This is a genomic window from Legionella sp. km772, assembly GCF_003989735.1.
GTDB lineage: Bacteria > Pseudomonadota > Gammaproteobacteria > Legionellales > Legionellaceae > Legionella.
Map to the genome: position 1 here is coordinate 1 of NZ_RZGQ01000039.1, position 19,519 is coordinate 19,519.

Consider the following 19,519-nt stretch of genomic DNA (forward strand, 5'->3'; position numbering starts at 1 on the left):
ATCAAATAATCACTATAAAGATCAAGCATATCCATTTAATTCCCTCCCTAAAATTAAGGGCGGAATTCTAATGCTTTTTAGTCAAACTACAAGTTTATGTGCGTAACATGAGTTAATAATTCTATCCAAATAAGTAGTTGTTCTAATGCAGGAGGAAGTGGATTTAATCAGCCCACTTTTATAACCGGTCAAATACAAAATTCTAGCGCTCCTTATGCTTTAATCAGCAATAAGGGGAATAGCACCGTATTAAGATGCGACCTTCAGCCGCTTACTTTTGCTTTAAGTAATTGCACGCCAACGGGAAGCAATTTTAATCAACCGGTATCTATTTATGAATCGGATAATGGATTTGCCTATATTACTAATCAAGTTGATAACTCAATCACCGTCTGTACCGATACCAATGGAACCTTGACCAACTGTACTAGTATGAATGGAGGTTTTAATGCACCAGTTGCAGCTATTATAGGAACTTGCGGATAAAAACAGATAACGCAGGGCTAATAAGAATGTTGTACTTACCGCCTGTATGGTTTGTACAATGTTCTTATCGCTCCGGTTAATTCAGCACACCGTGATGTTCAGCAAAAAAAAAGACTCAGCACCAGCTCAATTTTGTCTTAGCCTTTTTTATTTAAAACCTGGTTAATAAACTCCCCTTTATTCTCGGTATAAGCTTCTCTATCAAGGGGATAAAGTTCAGCTAAGTTTTTTTTCAATCGTTCATAATCGTTACGAATTTGAGCATTAGCTATTAAAATATCCCGAAATAAAAGACGCGGTTTTATAATCTTATTATCTGCCCCTACCAAATGGATATGATGCGTACGTTTATTCCCAAAAGGCGGCATCCCTTTGAAAAAACGTAAATGCTCTTTATCAGGGTTTTCGTCCCAAAAGACATAACCTAAAAAATCTAAAGGCTCAATCCAATTTTGCGCCTGCTCAATTGTGGGGATAATAATCAAAAGATCAATAATAGGCTTACTGGCTAAACCAGCCACAGCAGTACTCCCAATATGCTCCATGGCTAGATGAGGTAGATGCTTAGCTAAACCTTTAATGGTTTGAATTTCTGCTGCTGCCAACAAGGGCCAAACGGGATTATAAGGCTGTACTTGGACCTCGTCTTTAGCCTCCAGCTGCTCTTTTCGTGCTTTGCCGGTTAGATAATCTATCCGTTGGACAAAGGAACTTTTGCCATTCACATAGCTTTCAATATCATAAGGAAACACTTCTGCTAAATTTTGTTTTACCATCGAATAAGCTTGCGCATAATCCTTATGGGCGCGCATGAAATCTCTAAAGAGTAAATGGCGTTGAACTTCGGGTGAGCCTTCAGCAAATAAGTGCACATTATGAGTACGTTTTTCTTCAGATTTCCAATAAAAGCGACGTCCTGGAATACCGTATTCGCCCATACAGCGATACCCTAAGGCTATAAAGGCTGGGTTTAAAGCATCAATAACACTTAAGTCTTTAACTACTGGGAGGACATCAACAATAGGTTTGGCATAAATATGGGGAATTGCAGTACTACCAATATGATGAATCGCCGATAAATTCCTTTGTAAAACCGAGGTAATTTCTTGTTTAGCCTCTTTATATAATTGCTCCCACAAAGGATCGGGAGGGGTTAATTCTACTTTTCGCAATTTTTCTTTAGGATCAATCATCTATTACTCCACAACACTCGTATTACGGGAAAAGCGTATTAAGATATGATTTGAACGTTTTGTCGCCTCAACTACCGCTTCACTGGGTGTCATTAAGCCTGCAAACATAGCTTCTAGTACTTCATCGGTAATCCCACGAATCTGATTTTGTGGGCCTAGGTGCTGTAAAGAGTGCTGGACTTGACTATCCTCTAAATCTTTACGGGCTAAGGTTAAGTTAGGATGAGTACTGCTTTGGATAATAGGAGCATATACCCCTTTAAAACCTAAAGGTAAGTAACCTGTATGCTCATGCCAGCGCTGCTGTACTTGAGGCTTAGCTAAAAAAGCAAAAAATTGAGCTATCCCTTCATAGTGAGATGAGCTTTGTCCTGCAATAGCCCATAAAGCAGCACCACCAGCTACATTCGCATAACGGATTTTACTCACTTTAGTATCCAAGGGCATACTGGCCACACCTAATTTAAAAGGAACTAAAGCGGCTAAGCTATTATAGGCACCTGATGATTGACTCAGTAAAGGGCAGACACTACTGGTAAATAAAATAGTAGCATCGTCTACCCGGCCTGCATACCGAAAATAGGATAATTCATGCCAATGTTTTAAACGTTCAAAGTGCTTAATCAATACTGGAGTATTAAAGGCGGCTCTTGGAGGGTTTTCACTAAGAATAGCAAGACCATGGATGGCCATATAAGATTCAAAAAGCACCCAACCCGGATAAGCCGTGGTATAAGTACAATCATAACCAGCTTTTTTAATTTTTTGCGCTAAAAGTTCCAATTCATCCCAAGTGCTAGGAAAATTAGCACTGTTAACACCTACTTTGGCTAAAATATCAAGATTATAGTACATCACCGGAGTAGATAAATTAAAAGGCATAGCCATAAGCTGGCCCTGCTCACTATAAAACTCCCGTACGGATTGAATGAAATCTTCCTCCGGCAAGCGCATTTCCTGTTCACGCATTAATTCACCAACCGGTTTAATCACTCCTTTGGGTGACAGCATCACAGCAGTGCCCACTTCAAAAATTTGCACCATCGAAGGTGCTTGATGGGCACGAAAAGCGGCGGCAAAACTCGTGATGGTTTCTAAATAATTCCCTTTGTACACCGGCTTGACCCTATAGTCTTTTTGGCTGCGATTAAAATCATTAGCCAGGGCACTGACCTCTTCCCCTAAGTGGCCTGCCATAGCATGCCATAAGACGAGTTCAATCGGCTTTGCATGCAAAGGAGTCATAATTATCAGTAAACTTAATAGGACAGCGGGCGCTCTCATGTGAGTAAATCAGGATAATCACTAAACACAGCATCTACACCCCACTTGAATAATTTATTCGCTAGACGCTTGCGATTTACCGTATAAGCACAGACGATATAACCCTGCTCTTTGACTTCTTTGACTCGCTCAGCAGTAAGAATTTTACGGTTGAAATGAATGGAGTAACAATCGAGTTGCTTAGCTTTTGCTAACCATTGTTCATCCCATTCATGCAATAACAAACCCAAGGGCATCTCGGGAGCAATACTTCGGCATAAAACCAAGGCATCCCATTCAAAACTAGATAATAGAGGTAAAGGTTTATCAGCGGGCCAATAACGATTAAGAGCACTTAAAACCGCGGTAGTGGTTTGCTCTACGGTACCCGGATAAGGCTTAATTTCTATATTCGCTTGCATGGGTGAAAAGGCTAACCACTTCAGTGCTTCTTTAAAATGAGGTATGGGTTCGCCTTTATATTGTTTAGAAAACCAAGATCCCGCATCGAGGCTTTGTAAATAGGCGGCATCGACTTTTCCAACATCACCTTTGCCATTGGTCGTTCTTTTCAAACTATCATCATGAATTAAGAATGGTTCACCATCCTCACTGCACATGACATCAAATTCTATAATCTGACATCCCATCGCCAAGGCTTTATCAAATGCAGCAAGCGTATTTTCAGGCGCATAAGCTGAAGCCCCGCGATGGCCAATTATCTTATCTACAACTAACAAATTAATTCCCCGGTTTACGGTTTGACGCCACCTCTACCAGCGCTGTTAATACTATCTCATTACTCACTGATAAAGGCGCAGGAGCAACGGAAGCTTGAACCATCATGGTATTCATAGTCTTTGCTTGATAAGCAATGGGGGGTTGTGGATTATCCCCATCTAAAAACATTAAATTACTGACGGTATAATTTTGCTTTGGATAGGCTTTATTAATGCGATCTAATTCGTCATTAACTTGTTGATATAATTGCTTGCGAACTGCAGCTTGCACGGTTTGTACTTCATCTAAACTGGGCTTAAAATCAATACCACTGATAGTATATTGTGCACCCGGAATACTAACAGATTTAGCATTTTGATAGATGTTAGTTAACACAGCTTGATTGACTCTCACTTGCGCTTGGACATTTACTTTTTCTAAACCGGAATTATCTTGGGAACGGTCAAAGGATAATAAATGCCATTCTCCTTTAGCAATTTTATTAAGATTACTCATAATATCAGCACGGGCTTTAACTAAATCGGCATTATTCAAGGTCGCATCGATAGATACATTCAACAAAGCAGACTGAGTTGATACCCATTGTTTCGCTGACGTTTGAAACATTATTTTATCAAGCACTAAACTTGGCTGCGGTGGAGGTGGCGGTGGAAGAGTAGCTTGAGCAAAAGTTAAAGGACTTAACATCATTAAAGCTACAACTTTAGCAACTTGTCGCATGTTTTTTCCCCTGAAAAATAAATTACACCAAGTGTATACCAGCAATCCGCTCGACACCAATAAAAGACGAATAATAAATTGTAAATAAAACTCAAAAGTACTAGTATTGAAAAACATTATTTCTCGAGAAAATATGCCGCAGTGCATCATAAAATCGTTTTCCAGAGCGTTTCTCAAGATGCCATAAATAAAAAACAAGTGAGAAAGTTATTGTTGTTTCCCTGTTGTCCCTTCTCTAACCTTCTCAAATTATTGTATTAGGAGCTTAATAAATGATGGCCGTTGATATGATGAACAATAAATCCGTTACTGAAGATGATTTCCTTGACTATGCTCTATCTCATGGTTTTGGTGACCTACATTTTAAAGTAGATCCAGAAACTGGAATGAAAGCGATGATCGCTATTCATAATACTAAATTGGGTCCAGCCTTAGGTGGATGCCGATTTATTGAGTATCCAGATGTTTTTGCAGCTATTAATGATGCTATGCGCCTTGCTCGTGGCATGAGTTTTAAAGCTGCTTCTGTAAATCTTCCGCTCGGTGGTGGTAAATCGGTTATTATTAAGCCCAAAGGTCCTTTTGATCGAGCTGCCTATATGCATCAATTTGGCAAGTTTATCAATGAACTAAATGGCCGTTATATTACAGCTTTAGACAGCGGAACGGTCCTAAGCGATATGGATATAATTGCTGAACACACGCCTTATGTAGCGAGTCTATCCAAATACGATGGCAACCCCTCTCCCTCTACAGCAAAGGGTGTATTAAGGGGTATTCAAGCAGCTGTAGCCTTTAAATTAAAAAAAGATAACTTAAAAGGGCTCCATGTCGCGATCCAAGGCTTAGGTCAAGTAGGGTATAACTTAGCCAAATACTTACACGAACTTGGTGCACGTTTGACTGTAGCTGATGTTTCTAGCGCTGCGGTACAAAAAGCCGTGAGTGAATTGGGAGCTCAAGCCGTAGATTCTACCGAAATCCATAGAGTACCTTGCGATGTATTTGCGCCCTGTGCTTTAGGTGCAATTATTAATGATCAAACTATTCCGCAATTACAAACCCCCATTATTGCAGGTGCTGCGAATAATCAATTAGCTCATACCATTCATGGAAAAAAACTTCATGAAAAGGGTATTTTATTCGCTGCTGATTATGTGATTAATGCAGGTGGATTGATTTTCGCTGCCTCAAAATATTTGCATACTAATGAAGAAAAAATTAGCCAACAAATTGATGGTATCTATACCTCTCTAACAGAAATATTCACTCAATCAGCGCAAAAAAATATTCCTGCTAATGAAGTGGCCGATGCGATTGCCAAAGAGAAACTTGCCTAACCATTCGAGGATTGTATGAAACATTTGCCCATGACCAATCAATTGTATGAGTATATGTTGGATAAATCCTTGCGTGAACACCCAGTTTTAGAGTCTCTGCGTCAAGAGACCTCTAAAATGGAATTAGCCAACATGCAAGTAGCTCCTGAACAAGCTCAGTTCATGCAATTTCTATTACGCCTGATACGTGCAGAAAAGGTCTTAGAACTTGGTACATTCACCGGTTATAGCGCCTTAGCTATGTCTTTAGCGCTTCCGGATAATGGTCGTCTTATCACCTGTGACATCAGTGAGCGCTGGACTAAAGATAACGCTCATTACTGGCAAGAAGCGCAACAAGCCCATAAGATCCAGTTACGTATCGGGCCTGCTCTCGAGTCGATGTATGCCCTTCTCAATGAAGGTTGGCAAGAGAAATTTGATTTCATTTTTATTGATGCGGACAAAACAAATTATCTTAATTATTACGAGTTAGCATTGAAGTTGATTAATCCTCGTGGCTTAATTGCCATCGATAATGTATTTTGGGATGGACAAGTAATTGATCCCGAAGATAGTAGCGCCCAAACGCGGGAAATAAAAAAACTCAATGAACTTATCAAACACGATGAGCGCGTTTTTGTTAGTTTGTTACCGATTGCAGATGGCCTATTTTTAATTCAACTTAAATGAGCTAATGAAAAGCTGCCGTGGCGAACGAAGAAAAAGCAGTCCCTAATTAAACCTAGAGAGGAAATAAATCAGGCGGTGTGGATTGCTTTTTGAACCTCGCGAAGATGAAATACAAAATTAATGAGCGTATGAGACAACCCAAACCTATATAAATATACTGCGTACTGTTTATTCCTAAATGAATTAAATAAGGAGAGTTTAATGCATCAAAATGACAATCCCTGCGGACTTGATGGTTTTGCTTTTTTAGAATTTTCAGGCCCCGATAAAAAGCGTTTGCATCAACAATTTTCCGAAATGGGTTTTCAAATTGTAGCCCAGCATAAGCATCAAGATATTAGTATTTTCAAACAAGGCAATATTGAATTTATAGTGAATGCAGCAAGCCATTGCCAAGCAGAATCTCATGCTAAAACGCATGGGCCAGGCGCTTGTGCCATGGGTTTTAAAGTACGTGATGCCAAGGCGGCCTATGACTATGCGCTAAGTCATGGTGCGAACGCTTTCGAAGATAGCCCTCATAGCCATCACCATTTGCCAGCAATTCAAGCCATCGGCGGCAGCGTTATTTATTTTGTTGATGAGAAGCATCGACCTTTTGGCGCGGATTTAGAAATAATACATTCAGGTTCAGTCCCTGGGAATGGTTTAGTGGACATAGATCATTTAACCCATAATGTTTTTCGTGGAAATATGGATAAATGGGCTAGTTTTTATGAATCGATTTTTAATTTCCAAGAAATTCGATTCTTTAACATTAAAGGAAAAATGACAGGACTGGTAAGCCGAGCCTTAGGCAGTCCTTGCGGAAAAATTAAGATTCCTTTAAATGAATCTAAGGACGATGTATCGCAAATTGAAGAATTCCTTCATGACTATAAGGGTGAAGGGATACAACACATGGCGTTGACGACTGAAAATATTTATGAAACCATCCATAGCCTAAGAAGAAAAGGCGTTAAATTTTTAGATACCCCCGATACTTACTATGAAATGATCCAAGAGCGCTTGCCTTGGCATTCTGAACCCCTCGATAAACTTCAAGCAGAAAAAATTTTAATTGATGGGGAAAAAGATCCCCAGCATGGCCTTCTATTGCAAATTTTTACAGAAAATATCTTTGGTCCGGTTTTTTTTGAAATTATCCAACGCAAAGGAAATCAGGGGTTTGGCGAGGGTAATTTTCAAGCCTTATTTGAGGCAATAGAACGAGATCAAATGAGGCGTGGAACTTTAAAAGAAAGCAACTAAATTGAATGTTTTATTGAGGAATTTATGAAACTTGCCAGTTTAAAAACATCATCCCGTGATGGGGAACTTTGTGTAGTAGATAAAGCTTTGGCTTGTGCAATAAAGGTTCCAGAGATTGCGGCTACCATGCAACAAGCTCTTGATAATTGGAAGCTCGTTGAACCTAAATTACAAGAGGTATATCACGCGCTTAATGAAGGCAAGCTAGAGGAAAGCTTCCCCTTCGATCCAAAGGAATGTGCAGCTCCCCTTCCTCGTGCCTATCAATGGGCCGACGGAAGTGCTTATGTCAATCATGTGGAACTGGTTCGAAAAGCACGTGGGGCAGAATTACCAGAAAATTTTTGGACGGATCCTTTAATGTACCAAGGTTGTTCAGACAGTTTCATCGGTCCTTGCGACCCCATTTTAGTCAGTGATGAAGCCTATGGGATTGATTTTGAATCGGAAATAGCCATTATTACCGATGATGTACCTATGGGCATCACGCATCAACAGGCTGAGCATCACATTAAACTTTTGGTTTTAGTTAATGATGTCTCTTTACGGCATTTAATTCCTAACGAGTTAGCTAAAGGGTTTGGTTTCTTTCAATCAAAACCTGCCAGTAGCTTCTCACCAGTGGCCATTACCCCTGATGAATTAGAAACGAATTGGGATGGAAAAAGGGTACATTTAAATTTATTAAGTTATTTAAATGAGCAATTGTTTGGCCAACCAAACGCAGGAATAGATATGACTTTTTCCTTTCCAGAGCTTATCCAGCATGCCGCCAAAACACGAACCTTATGTGCAGGTACCATTATTGGTTCAGGAACGGTTTCAAACGTCGATCGCAGTAAAGGCTCATCGTGCATTGCAGAAAAACGTATGCTTGAAACCATTCAATCCGGGAAGCCACAAACAGAATTTATGCATTTTGGCGATCGTATTCGGATTGAAATGCTGAACCCACAAGGTAGTAGCCTCTTTGGGGCCATTGATCAAACCGTCCAACACTACAGCGGAGAGAAATAATGAAGCTCTATGATTATTATCGTTCCACTGCTTGCTACCGAGTTCGTATTGCTCTGAATATTAAGAACATTCATTATGATAAAATTCCGGTGCATTTAGTTAATAATGGTGGCGAACAGCATAGCAGTGAATACCATCATATCAATCCGCAAGAATTAGTCCCAAGCCTAGAAGCTAATGAGCAAATTATTCACCAATCCTTAGCAATTATTGAGTATTTAGAAGAAATATTTCCAGAAATCCCCCTACTTCCCCACACCATCTTGGATAAGGCCCAAGTACGCTCCCTGGCTTTATTAGTTGCCTGCGATATGCATCCTTTAAATAATTTGCGGGTATTAAATCGCTTAAAACAACAATTTTCAGCACAAGAAGCTGATGTTCAAGAATGGTATCATTATTGGCTACGCACAGGTTTTGATGCCTTTGAAGAAAAGCTCCACCATTTAAAACGTAGTAAAGCTGTCTGTTTCGGTGATACGCCTACCATTGCGGATGTATGTTTGATCCCGCAGGTCTATAATGCGAAACGTTTTAATTTTTCGATGGACGACTACCCTTTAATCAGCCAAATAAATAGCTATTGTTTAACGCTCCCCCCCTTTCAAAATGCAGCGCCAGACTGAATACAGACTGGCATATTGCAGGGCTCATTCTTTGCTATTCCCCTAATCGCTCTTTCCTTAAAGCATTTAATGTCTATTTTCATAAGCTTGACTTTACCTAATCCTTTACAGCGTATAAAGCAAGCGTCCTGAATTAATCTTGTCTTATTTGGTTAATATCACCCATAAAACCCAAAATTTGCGTTTTTTGAAAAAAACATTTGCATTTAACTTTAAATTTGCATTAATCTGGAAAAGACTCATAAGGAAAAGGAGATCATTATGGCTAAGAGTAAGATAGATGTAACTCGTACAGCGCATGGAACCGATAAATCAAAACATCCATCTCAGAGCTCACCAGGTTTTTTTAATCCTACCGTGTCATCAAATGCCCGTAAAAGAAAAAGGGATGAAGCTGCAGCCCCACCACCTACCACCCGAGAAATAAGATTAACCACCACTGAGTTTTTATTAATGTCTATTTTAGAGGAGTTAAAACTTCGCAACCAGATTGAACTAATGAAACTCAAAATAGCAGATGACAAAGAACAAGCCGAAATGGAGGCACTCAAAGAGAAGGAAGAACGAGATCAAGCCCATTTTGAAAGTGAGATTCGCCCTGCTATGTTCATGTAAAAATTTTTAAGCGTTTTAACCCTAAAAGTAGGTCGAACCCCATTCGACCTACAAACAAGCGCTTAAAACCAAGCCTGCTTCAACTCCCTGGTTACTACCCCATCAGGAGTTTTTTCTAACATACTCCACACCGGATTACACCTTTGGATGGTTCCGACCAAGCGATTTTCTCCTGAACAGTGATAGCGCACCGGCATTGAATCATAGCTTTCCCCCAATTCAATGGCTTGACAGTGATCACCATTAGTCAATTCAATTGCCCAGGGATAGGTCCGTGACATGTCCAAAACTTGGTGCTCTTCGTTACTGAGGGGAGATGCAACATTAATTTGAACATTCTCATTCGACCAAGGAGAATTAGGACATAAAAGGCTCATTTGGTTTGGGCCTGATTTAATAAAACAAGGATCATAAATTTGGCCATCAGCTTGGCAACTCCAGGCATCCTCTCGCAGGATTAACTTTGACTGCCCGCTGCATTCACCATTAATTTGCTTATGAATTAGCAGTTGCTGCCCATCATCTCGATTAAAAGGCCTATATAATTTTAATACAGTATCAGCTGCTAACGCCATAAATGAATAAAAAAGTAACATTACAAGTAAAACTCTTTGCGTCATCTGTTCCCCCACTTATTTTATTTGGTGTATCATCGCATTTTATATGTCAATTTTGGAGTACATAATGACAGAAGTGTTTACCATAAAACAATGTTTAGATGGTGAAGTAAAGGTTGATGAGAAAGTATGCGTTAGAGGTTGGGTAAAAACCCGCCGCGATTCAAAAGCCGGCTTATCTTTTATTAGCCTCCACGATGGCTCATGTTTTTCACCGATTCAAATCGTAGCAACAGATGCTTTAACAAACTACAGCAATGAAGTATGCAAACTGAATGCCGGATGTTCAATAATTGCTAGCGGCCGACTAGTGAGCTCGCAAGGGAAAGGGCAATCTTATGAAATTCAAGCAGAAGCCATTGAAGTGGTAGGCTGGGTGGAAAACCCTGATAGTTACCCCATCCAAGCAAAGCGGCATACGCTTGAGTTTTTACGGGAAGTAGCGCATTTACGCCCCCGTACCAATACAATTAGCGCTGTAACACGAATTCGTCATTGCCTTGCCCAAGCTATACATCGCTTCTTTCATGAGCAAGGGTTTTTCTGGATCCATACACCCATTATTACCAGCAGCGACTGTGAAGGTGCTGGTGAAATGTTTCGTATTTCCACTTTGGATTTAATGAATATCCCTAAAAATGCTCAAGGGAAGGTAGACTTTAGCAAAGATTTTTTTGGGCAGGAGACCTTTTTAACAGTATCCGGGCAATTAAATGTTGAAGCTTACTGTATGGCCATGTCAAAGGTCTATACCTTTGGCCCTACCTTCCGGGCTGAAAACTCCAACACTAGCCGTCATTTAGCTGAGTTTTGGATGATCGAACCTGAAATCGCTTTTGCGGATCTAGGCGATATTTGCGATTTAAGCCAAAAGTTATTACGCCATTTATGTAAAACGGTCCTGGATGAACGTATGGATGACATGCAATTCTTCAACCAATTCGTAGCTCCTGGCTGTATTGAGCGGATGGAATACATGGCGCAAACTGATTTTGAAATAATGAGCTATACGGATGCCATTAAAACCTTAGAATCTAGTGGTCATCAATTCGAATTCCCTGTGAGTTGGGGCCTTGATTTACAATCGGAACATGAACGTTATTTAGCCGAAGAATTATGCAAAAAACCAGTTATTCTTACCAATTACCCAAAAGACATCAAAGGCTTCTACATGCGACTTAACGATGATGGTAAAACGGTAGCTGCCATGGACGTTTTAGCTCCAGGTATTGGGGAAATTATTGGTGGAAGCCAGCGGGAAGAACGTTTAGAAATTTTAGATCAACGCATGGATGAATGTGAATTAAATAAAGAGCATTATTCTTGGTACCGCGATCTACGCCGTTATGGCACGGTACCCCATGCAGGTTTTGGCTTAGGCTTTGAACGTTTAATCAGCTATGTTACGGGGGTAAGCAATGTCCGTGACGTTATCCCCTTCCCCCGCACACCAGGTAATGCCGATTATTAATTGGGGTAGGCTATAAGACTTATAACACCAAGCGAGGGAGAAAGATTTTATTCTTTCTCCACCGCTTGAAGCTAGTGGTCATTAGTTCAACCACTACCCTTAACTAGGTTTGCCTCTCAATCAAAGTCCCTTCGTGCAGTTCTAAAACACGGTCCATGCGATTAGCAATTTGCACATCGTGGGTTACAATCACTAAGGCCGTATTCATTTTTTTATTTAAATCCAACATCAAGTCAAACACCTTATGAGCCGTTGTTTGATCTAAGTTTCCTGTTGGCTCATCAGCTAAAACGCACCGGGGTTGATGGACTAGGGCTCGGGCTATGGCAACGCGCTGACGTTCTCCACCCGATAACTGCGCCGGTTTATGATGGATCCGGGCTTTAAGTCCTACTTGCTCAAGAATTGCTTCGGCGTTTTGCTCAGCATCAGGAATAGCTATACCGGCTAATAATAAAGGCATACTTACATTTTCCAAAGCAGTAAACTCTGGCAATAAATGATGGAACTGATAAACAAAACCTAAATTCTGGTTGCGTAATTGGCAACGTTGCTTTTCATTTAACTTTTGCCAATCGGTGTCATGGATAGTTACGCTGCCCTCTGTAGGTTTATCTAAACCACCAAATAAATGTAAAAGCGTACTTTTACCTGAGCCAGAGGGTCCAATAATGGCAACTCGATCGCCCTTGGCAATATCTAAATTAATATTTTTTAAGACATTAATTTTCGACGAACCATCAGTATACACTTTATGGAGTTGCTGACTTCTTAAAATAACCTCACTCATAATGCAAAGCCTCCGCGATTACCGTTTTTGAAGCTCGCCAAGCGGGATAAATCGTTGCCAGAAAACTCATCAATAATGCCAGAACACAAATTTGCCATAAATCACTCCAGAGGATTTTTGATGGGAGATAATCCACAAAATAAATACTGGATGAAAGTACTTTAATATGAAATACCGCCTGCAACCAATTCACTATCGACGTTGCATTGTCTGCCAAAATCAAACCGCCGATTAAACCCAGTACGGTTCCTACCACGCCGACCATCATTCCTTGGACAATAAAGATGCGTAAAATCGTAGCAGGAGTCGCGCCAATGGTTCTTAAGATTGCAATTTCTGCTTGTTTATCGTTTACCACCATCACTAAAGAAGACACTAAATTAAATGCAGCCACAGCAATAATTAATAATAGAATCATAAACATCATGGTTTTTTCTAATTTTACCGCATGAAAGAACGCGCCAAATTGTTGCGTCCAATTTCCGACTTGGTACTCTTCGCCTAATAACTGAGCTAATTTAGCAGTTAACTCAGGAGCCCGATACACATTATCGATCTTCATCTTAATGCCGCTCACATCAGCACCCATTTGCATGAGCTTTTGTGCATCTTGTAGATTAGTGAAGGCTAATTTCGTGTCAAAATTAAATCCCGTACCCGCAGAAAAAACGCCAACTACCGTAAACCGTTTAAATCGTGGGATCATACCTGCCGGAGTGACCGTGGCTTGTGGAATCATAATAGTTACTTTATCCCCAATCATAACCCCTAAATTATCAGCAAGACCTTTACCTAGAATAATGCCGAAGTGCTGAAGATTGTTCATCGAGCCTGCCAACAATTTCTTACTCAAATGAGTAACTGATTCCTCCACACTTGGATCAATACCAGTTAAAACAATGGGCAAGACTTGCCCATCATGGGTTAATAAGCCTTGGGCTCCCACATAAGGCGCTATAGCTTTAATCCCAGGAACAGCGGCCACTTTTTTGGCCACCCCTTGCCAATCACTTAATTTCTCATCGAAACCCGTAATGGTAATTTCAGGTGCCATACCAAAAAACCGCCGATGAATTTCTTCGTCAAAGCCATTCATGACCGATAACACGGTAACTAAAACCATAACGCCTAAGCCAATCCCAATCATGGAGCTTAGAGAAATAAAAGAAACAAAATGGTTTTTCTTTTTAGAGCGCGTATAGCGCAAGCCTATAAAAAGGGCTAATGGTTTATACATAAGTGGTTTAATTTTAAATAAAAGAACTATTGTACAGGACTTATAAGAAACTCCAAGACTGAAGTCAATTTTTTCACAGCTTATTAAAACTTAATATTACCTTAATGTAAAAAAACTATAATTTACTTAATATAAACAGAATATGGGATTTTTATGCCTGGTTTAATTGAAAAAGTTAATGAGTCTTTAGATGTCTCTGGAGCATTTGATAACTGTTTTTTTCACACCTACGCCACTCATCTTTTAGCAAATAAACAAGCACTGCCCGAAGATTTATTTACGTTCACCTCAATTATTGGGCCTCATAGTGCAGCAAGCAAATTGCAACAGAAATTTGCAACTGATCCCACTCTAACTTTATTTGAAAAACAACATCGCTATAGTCATCCTGAAGAAGAATCCCCAAGCTTTATAGTAGAGAAAACCTTAGTTCTTGGATTTCTATTGCGTGAATGGTTTGCAACTCATATGACCCAAAACATTGAGATTGCAGAGCAAATGCAGGCTAAGGTTATCGTTGGGTTTAATGAATATATAAATTTTAGAGGATGGGGAACTGAAAAGGAGCTATTAACTAGTGGCGAACAAGGGGTCTTGTTCCAAGCGAATGAAGCCTTTTTAGAATATGCCGTATTACGGAATTCCGAGACTTTTGCAGAGAAAGATAAAAAGCCTCAATTTGAAAAATACTTTATCGGTGTTGATAAAGACACCGCCCTAAAAAATTATTGGTTGGCCGAGGGCTATACCAATTATTGCCAATCTATGGCTAAACCAAATACTAAACTATCCCATGCTGACGTAGCCCATGTTCTTGAACACCTTGAGCAACCAATTACTATTTTTGATCAAACTGCGCCCAAGCAACTACTTGAAAGAAGAATTTCTAAGCTTTTAGATGCCTATACTAACGCTCGAGTAGCAGGTAGCTCCCAAGAAATGCTACTTAGTGGGGAAAAAAAGGCATTATATTTAGCCACTCAGGATTTCCTGGAATATGTTGTATTACGTAAAAGTGAAAATTTTAAACAGGAAGATACCCTTCCTGAGTTTGAAAAATATTTCACCGATAAAAATAAAGCTTTTAATAAAGCTGATTTTATTCAAGCATTTAAAATGTATTGGTCAGCTGAAGGTTTAACCAACTACAATCAATACATTAGTCTACCTAGCACTGCAGCAACTAACATTGATGAGGACTTATTCATTATTGGCGAGGAAGAGGAAGGAGCTATTATTTATCGTAATGAAGGCTCTGCAGAGACCCATCCGAAAATGGAAGTAGCCCTAAATGTGCGTGAAGGCCATTATAAATTATTAAGAACTGAAAATACCACTGCCCTACTCGATGACTATGAAAGCAGTTTTAAACAATATAAAATTGATAGAGAAGCCATTTTAGCGCATGTGGGCGATAAAAATTCTTTTGCCCAAAAACAACCTTCTATTTTCGCCGCAGCAATTTGCCCCACAGGCCACTTAAATACAGCACCGTTTGATTTGCTTCTTAATAAAATTGACGAACATCAAGGTTTTGTCAAAGCTACAGAAAAAGAAATAGAGAAAGCAAGAATAGAGGAACAACAAAGAGCCCTTGAAGCAGAGCAAGTTTTAGAGCTACAAAAAAAGCTTGAAGAAGAACAAGCTAGGGCTTTAGAAGCACAAAAAAAACTCGAAGAAGAGCAAGCTAGAACTTTAGAAGCACAAAAAAAGCTCGAAGAAGAGCAGGCTAGAGAGTTAGAGGTACAAAGAAAGTTGGAAGAGGAACAAGCATCAATTGATAAACCTAGCCCTATTGTTGATCAAGTAGATGAAGTCGTAGATATAGTAGCTCTTGACAAAAAACCTAAGAAGAATGTGAAACCTAAGACAGGTATAGATAAAGAAAATATACCTCCACAAGTTAATAATGTGGTGCATGAGACTCAGCCGCAAATAAAAGTGAACGCGACTAAACCTAAAAAGAAGACTGTAGTCGAAAAACATGATTTACATGAAGAGGCGCGGATTGAGCCAATTGTTCACAATCTTCAACCCAAAAAGGTTAAAGTACCGAAAGCTAAGAAAAAACCTGTTGTTGAAAATCATGGGGATGCTATAGAGGTTGTTATCCATCCGCCTATACAACAAGTCGAGGCAATTGATAAAGAGCAGGTTCATTTAAAGAAAGAAGAGCCCCAAGTTGACGATCTGCACGAAGAAGAGATCTTAGCTACTCATAATGTTCAAGCGCCTATTCATGAGCACCCTGAGGTTATTCACAATGACCCGGTAATTGTACCTCCTAAAGAGATAAAACCAGAACCTAAGAAAGAAGTTTTCCCGGAGATAAACAATATTATTTACAAACGCTCTGAGTTTAATAAGCGCATGCAAGAATTAGCAACACAAGTTGAAAGTCTAAAAGGAAGAAGGTACAAAGAACCTGTAAATAGTGAAGACTATCAAAAATTAGATGCTGCTTATAATAAGGCCAATAAAGTTCATGATATTTTAGATAAGAACGGTAAAAAATATTTTAATAAAGAAATAAGTTATGCTGAGTTTAAAAGAAACGCAGATGAAGCTGTTCAAGATGCAAGACCTGTTCTTGAAAATCATCGGGGAGCAAAAGAGGCTTTAGAAGTAATCTTAAATGTAGTTCTATTTTTAGCAGTCCTTGCTCGTTCGGCCTGGAATGGTAAAATGACCTTCTTTAAAGTTGATACGGAATCAGTGAAGAAAGTAGACGCTGTAGTGGAGAGTGTTAACAAAGCAGCTCCTGGAGCTTAAATACTTCGAACTCTTAAATTAAGACCAGATTGCATAACAATCTGGTCTTAAAAACTACTAATATGTTGCCTGTCGAACACAACGTACGTAAGAAGATGCTTCTTTAGGTAGATTTGCCATAGCATTAATATTGTAAGCTTGAGCAGCTGCATCAACCGTATTTCTTTCAGTAGAACTCCAATAATAAGAATTTTGAAAATTACCAAAGCCGAGATCTTTCAAATTAGCCGTTATATTCTGCCCGGCAGTACAATCATACCAAAAATTTTTCAAATTACTTAATTCACAAATCGCAGGTAAATACCAATCAGTATGCTTTTCTAATGTTAAAGTACTGCAAGTAGCTGTCGCAAAATTTGCCGGGGAAGTTGTATTGCCATTAACTCCATTTAACATAGAAACCGCTTGATAAGTATCTCCAGTATTACCAGGATTTGTACTACCCGGAACATAATTCAAATCTTGTCCATAATAGGCATCTGTAGCATTAGATTGCGTGCAACTTCCAGGGCAGCCTAGATCCCAAACCCTATTAGCTGCTTGATCATTTTCTGCTACCACCTTAGCTATTGCATTCGGACTAGTTCCTGAAATAGAAAACACTAAGCCTCCGCCATAACGAAAGGCGATGTAGGGAGAAGGTTCTGCTGGACTATTAATGGCTTTAAATTTAATGACATTCGCTAAATTGGGACGAGTCGCGTTAAACGTTAAAATACAAGCGTTCCCAGCTCCAGGCTCAATCGTATCGCAATTACCGCTGGCACTTACCCCATCCCAACCCCCGGGAAAAGTATAAGTCACATTATAAGCCGTATCCGCACCCGTATTAGCAATTCTAAGCGCAACTCCTGGTGAGCCATTAACGCTAATGATATTCTTTCCTGGTAAAGCAAGTGAGACGCTTAAGGTAGTTGCTGAAGCTGAAATTACCGTAACTTTTTCTTCCTCTATATTTGTATTGGTACCGGCAATCGTTGCCGTAGTAGTCCCTACTTGGCTCCCAGAAGTAAAAGTTAAATTACAAACCCCTTTAGGTGCTAAAGGAGAGGGACATGCACCACTTACGCTTACTTCTAAGCCAGGTTTTTGCACGACTTGTACGCCATAAGCATCGGTAGCCCCATCATTGCTAATTGCTATCTCCTGATAGCCGCCTCCTTGGGCAATAGTCATTGAGGTAGGATTAATACTAAGGTGGGTACGAGAAACGCTACTCTCTTTTCTAATATTTAACATGGAGGTAGTTGGAGGAGTGGAACAATAAACAGGGTTAATTAAACTATTACAAACCTTAGGCCCCCCACGAACTATCTTCCCTACTAATTGATCGGCGGTAATTTGTAGTTCTATGGTGCATGATTTACCCGGTTTCAAATTAAAAACAGGGCGATGACAACTGCCACCAATGACTCGAATACCTTTAGGTAAAGCCACTATACCATTACCATATAAAGTCGATGGTACCCGGGGATTGGCTTTAATCGAGTAAGTGGCGGTTACCACTTGACCAGGATAAATTACCGAGGGAGCTTTTTTTATGGCGGTTATCGCAAAAATAGAGTTTGACGCTAATGAGTCGGCATGTGCAACAGAAATACAACTCAAAATAAGACCCATAAATACTTCAACACCTTTCAGTCCTTGTTTCATTATTTATCCTTATATCAATGCAGTAAGTTGTATACGAAGCTGATTATCATAAAGATGAGCAATACTTAAGGTCTCTCCTGTTTCTTGCGCGGGACTTAGTCCCAACTGAGCTTTGCCTAAGTCAGAGAATTGATATCCCGCACCTAAACGCAAATTGGAGCGCAGATCAACATCAACCCCCAGCCCGACTCCCCAACTGAAAGAAGCATGGGTATTATTTCTAAAGGGTGCTATTGGTAGTTGTGATTCAATTAATGAGATTTCCCTATAGGTAGAGGAGCGATTAAAACCAGCCCCTAGCTCTCCAGAAATATAAGGATGAAATTTTTGTTGATAAGTTCCTAGTAATTTCCCCTCGGCAACTAATCTGGACGATTGTACTTGATAGCGGTAGCTGAAATTTTCAAATTCGGGTAAACCAAATTGCCACACCATTCCTTGGGCTTGCACTGAGGTATTAAAGTGAGCGGCCACACCTAATTGCCAAAATAGAAGGTCAGTCGCCGCGCGTTCAAGACCAAGCCCTAACCCCAACCCCCCACTTAGCTTATAATCTTGGCTGCCCGTGTAGGTATTATGAAAAGGGGCTAATAAAACGAGATCTTGATTGTCATTCATACGAATCCAATCAAGACTTGCATTAATCTGCATGTAAATAGAATTCACCTTATTTAAGGAAGAATCACCTAAAGTGCCAGCATATAAGCCACTAGTACTTAACAATAAAAGTGAAGCCATTACGGATTTTCTCATAAATTCCCTCTTTATTTTTTCTTTATCCAAAAAGTGTAAGTGCAGCACGTTTTAACAATTCAGGTCATGCAGAAAGAATATCGCCGCTAATACTGATTAATAGATTAAATAAATTAAAATAGATTATTAGAACAAAAAAACAACTACAAGCATTTTTTTAAACAAAATTAAATAGTAAATCACTCATGTTACGCACGGTCAATTTTAAGCTGCCATATTTTTAAGCTCCTGCCAAGCAATCTGGTTCGCTCTAAGAATCAATTTGTACTTAATAGCAAAGTGATTTAAATGAGTTTTTATCT

Annotated in this window: 17 protein-coding genes; 8 read left to right on the plus strand and 9 right to left on the minus strand. The window is 39.6% G+C overall.

Translation table 11 applies throughout. The annotated features are described in order from the left end of the window. Positions 1–623: 623 nt before the first annotated feature. Genes ELY15_RS06265 through ELY15_RS06280 form a run of 4 tightly spaced genes read right to left on the minus strand, consistent with a single transcriptional unit; the run spans position 624 to position 4,403 of the window. The gene (locus ELY15_RS06265) at positions 624–1,679 is read right to left on the minus strand and encodes a GrpB family protein (protein ID WP_127098807.1); all 1,056 of its coding nucleotides are present in this window, start codon (positions 1,677–1,679) and stop codon (positions 624–626) included. A gap of 3 nt (positions 1,680–1,682) precedes the next feature. Continuing rightward, positions 1,683–2,924: an extracellular solute-binding protein gene (locus ELY15_RS06270; protein ID WP_370449395.1), complete on the minus strand. Its 1,242-nt coding sequence runs from the start codon at positions 2,922–2,924 to the stop codon at positions 1,683–1,685. Positions 2,925–2,959: 35 nt separating this feature from the next. Further along, complete coding sequence (ugpQ, locus tag ELY15_RS06275; protein ID WP_127098809.1) at positions 2,960–3,682, minus strand: glycerophosphodiester phosphodiesterase; 723 nt, start codon at positions 3,680–3,682, stop codon at positions 2,960–2,962. Between the two features lies 1 nt (position 3,683). After that, entirely contained in the window at positions 3,684–4,403 is a 720-nt protein-coding gene (locus ELY15_RS06280) for a hypothetical protein (protein WP_127098810.1), read from the minus strand. 272 nt (positions 4,404–4,675) lie between these two features. On the opposite strand from ELY15_RS06280, the gene ELY15_RS06285 reads away from it, so the two are divergent. The 6 genes from ELY15_RS06285 to ELY15_RS06310 all read left to right on the plus strand — a co-directional run bounded on the left by ELY15_RS06285 (position 4,676) and on the right by ELY15_RS06310 (position 9,924). Further along, a complete protein-coding gene (locus tag ELY15_RS06285; protein ID WP_127098811.1) occupies positions 4,676–5,743 on the plus strand; it encodes an amino acid dehydrogenase in 1,068 nt (355 codons plus the stop codon). 15 nt (positions 5,744–5,758) lie between these two features. Next, a complete protein-coding gene (locus tag ELY15_RS06290; RefSeq protein ID WP_127098812.1) occupies positions 5,759–6,415 on the plus strand; it encodes an O-methyltransferase in 657 nt (218 codons plus the stop codon). Between the two features lie 201 nt (positions 6,416–6,616). Next, positions 6,617–7,666: a 4-hydroxyphenylpyruvate dioxygenase gene (hppD, locus tag ELY15_RS06295; protein WP_127098813.1), complete on the plus strand. Its 1,050-nt coding sequence runs from the start codon at positions 6,617–6,619 to the stop codon at positions 7,664–7,666. A gap of 24 nt (positions 7,667–7,690) precedes the next feature. Next, positions 7,691–8,683 (plus strand): fumarylacetoacetate hydrolase family protein, encoded by a 993-nt coding sequence (locus tag ELY15_RS06300; RefSeq protein WP_127098814.1) that lies wholly within the window; start codon positions 7,691–7,693, stop codon positions 8,681–8,683. Then, positions 8,683–9,309 (plus strand): maleylacetoacetate isomerase, encoded by a 627-nt coding sequence (gene maiA, locus ELY15_RS06305; RefSeq protein WP_127098815.1) that lies wholly within the window; start codon positions 8,683–8,685, stop codon positions 9,307–9,309. The genes ELY15_RS06300 and maiA overlap by 1 nt, the downstream gene beginning before the upstream one ends. Before the next feature lie 261 nt (positions 9,310–9,570). After that, positions 9,571–9,924: a hypothetical protein gene (locus ELY15_RS06310; RefSeq protein WP_127098816.1), complete on the plus strand. Its 354-nt coding sequence runs from the start codon at positions 9,571–9,573 to the stop codon at positions 9,922–9,924. A 62-nt stretch (positions 9,925–9,986) separates the two neighbouring features. Here ELY15_RS06310 and ELY15_RS06315 read toward each other — a convergent pair whose 3' ends face one another. Continuing rightward, entirely contained in the window at positions 9,987–10,544 is a 558-nt protein-coding gene (locus ELY15_RS06315; protein ID WP_127098817.1) for a hypothetical protein, read from the minus strand. A gap of 64 nt (positions 10,545–10,608) precedes the next feature. Between ELY15_RS06315 and asnS the strand changes: the two genes are divergently transcribed. Further along, positions 10,609–12,012 (plus strand): asparagine--tRNA ligase, encoded by a 1,404-nt coding sequence (gene asnS / locus ELY15_RS06320; RefSeq protein ID WP_127098818.1) that lies wholly within the window; start codon positions 10,609–10,611, stop codon positions 12,010–12,012. A 103-nt stretch (positions 12,013–12,115) separates the two neighbouring features. On the opposite strand, the gene lolD is transcribed toward asnS, so the two are convergent. Next, the gene (gene lolD, locus ELY15_RS06325; protein ID WP_127098819.1) at positions 12,116–12,802 is read right to left on the minus strand and encodes a lipoprotein-releasing ABC transporter ATP-binding protein LolD; all 687 of its coding nucleotides are present in this window, start codon (positions 12,800–12,802) and stop codon (positions 12,116–12,118) included. Further along, positions 12,795–14,039: a lipoprotein-releasing ABC transporter permease subunit gene (locus ELY15_RS06330; protein ID WP_199744183.1), complete on the minus strand. Its 1,245-nt coding sequence runs from the start codon at positions 14,037–14,039 to the stop codon at positions 12,795–12,797. Before ELY15_RS06330 ends, lolD begins: the two co-directional genes overlap by 8 nt. A gap of 153 nt (positions 14,040–14,192) precedes the next feature. Between ELY15_RS06330 and ELY15_RS06335 the strand changes: the two genes are divergently transcribed. After that, positions 14,193–16,811 carry an MAP7 domain-containing protein gene (locus ELY15_RS06335; protein WP_127098821.1) on the plus strand — a complete coding sequence of 873 codons (2,619 nt, stop codon included), beginning with the start codon at positions 14,193–14,195 and terminating at the stop codon, positions 16,809–16,811. A 57-nt stretch (positions 16,812–16,868) separates the two neighbouring features. Here the strand turns inward: ELY15_RS06335 and ELY15_RS06340 are convergent, their stop codons facing one another. Both ELY15_RS06340 and ELY15_RS06345 read right to left on the minus strand, forming a co-directional pair. Next, positions 16,869–18,464, minus strand: coding sequence for a DUF1566 domain-containing protein (locus ELY15_RS06340; protein WP_127098822.1), 1,596 nt, complete (start codon positions 18,462–18,464; stop codon positions 16,869–16,871). 9 nt (positions 18,465–18,473) lie between these two features. After that, positions 18,474–19,217: an outer membrane protein gene (locus tag ELY15_RS06345; protein ID WP_127098823.1), complete on the minus strand. Its 744-nt coding sequence runs from the start codon at positions 19,215–19,217 to the stop codon at positions 18,474–18,476. Between the last annotated feature and the right edge of the window lie 302 nt (positions 19,218–19,519).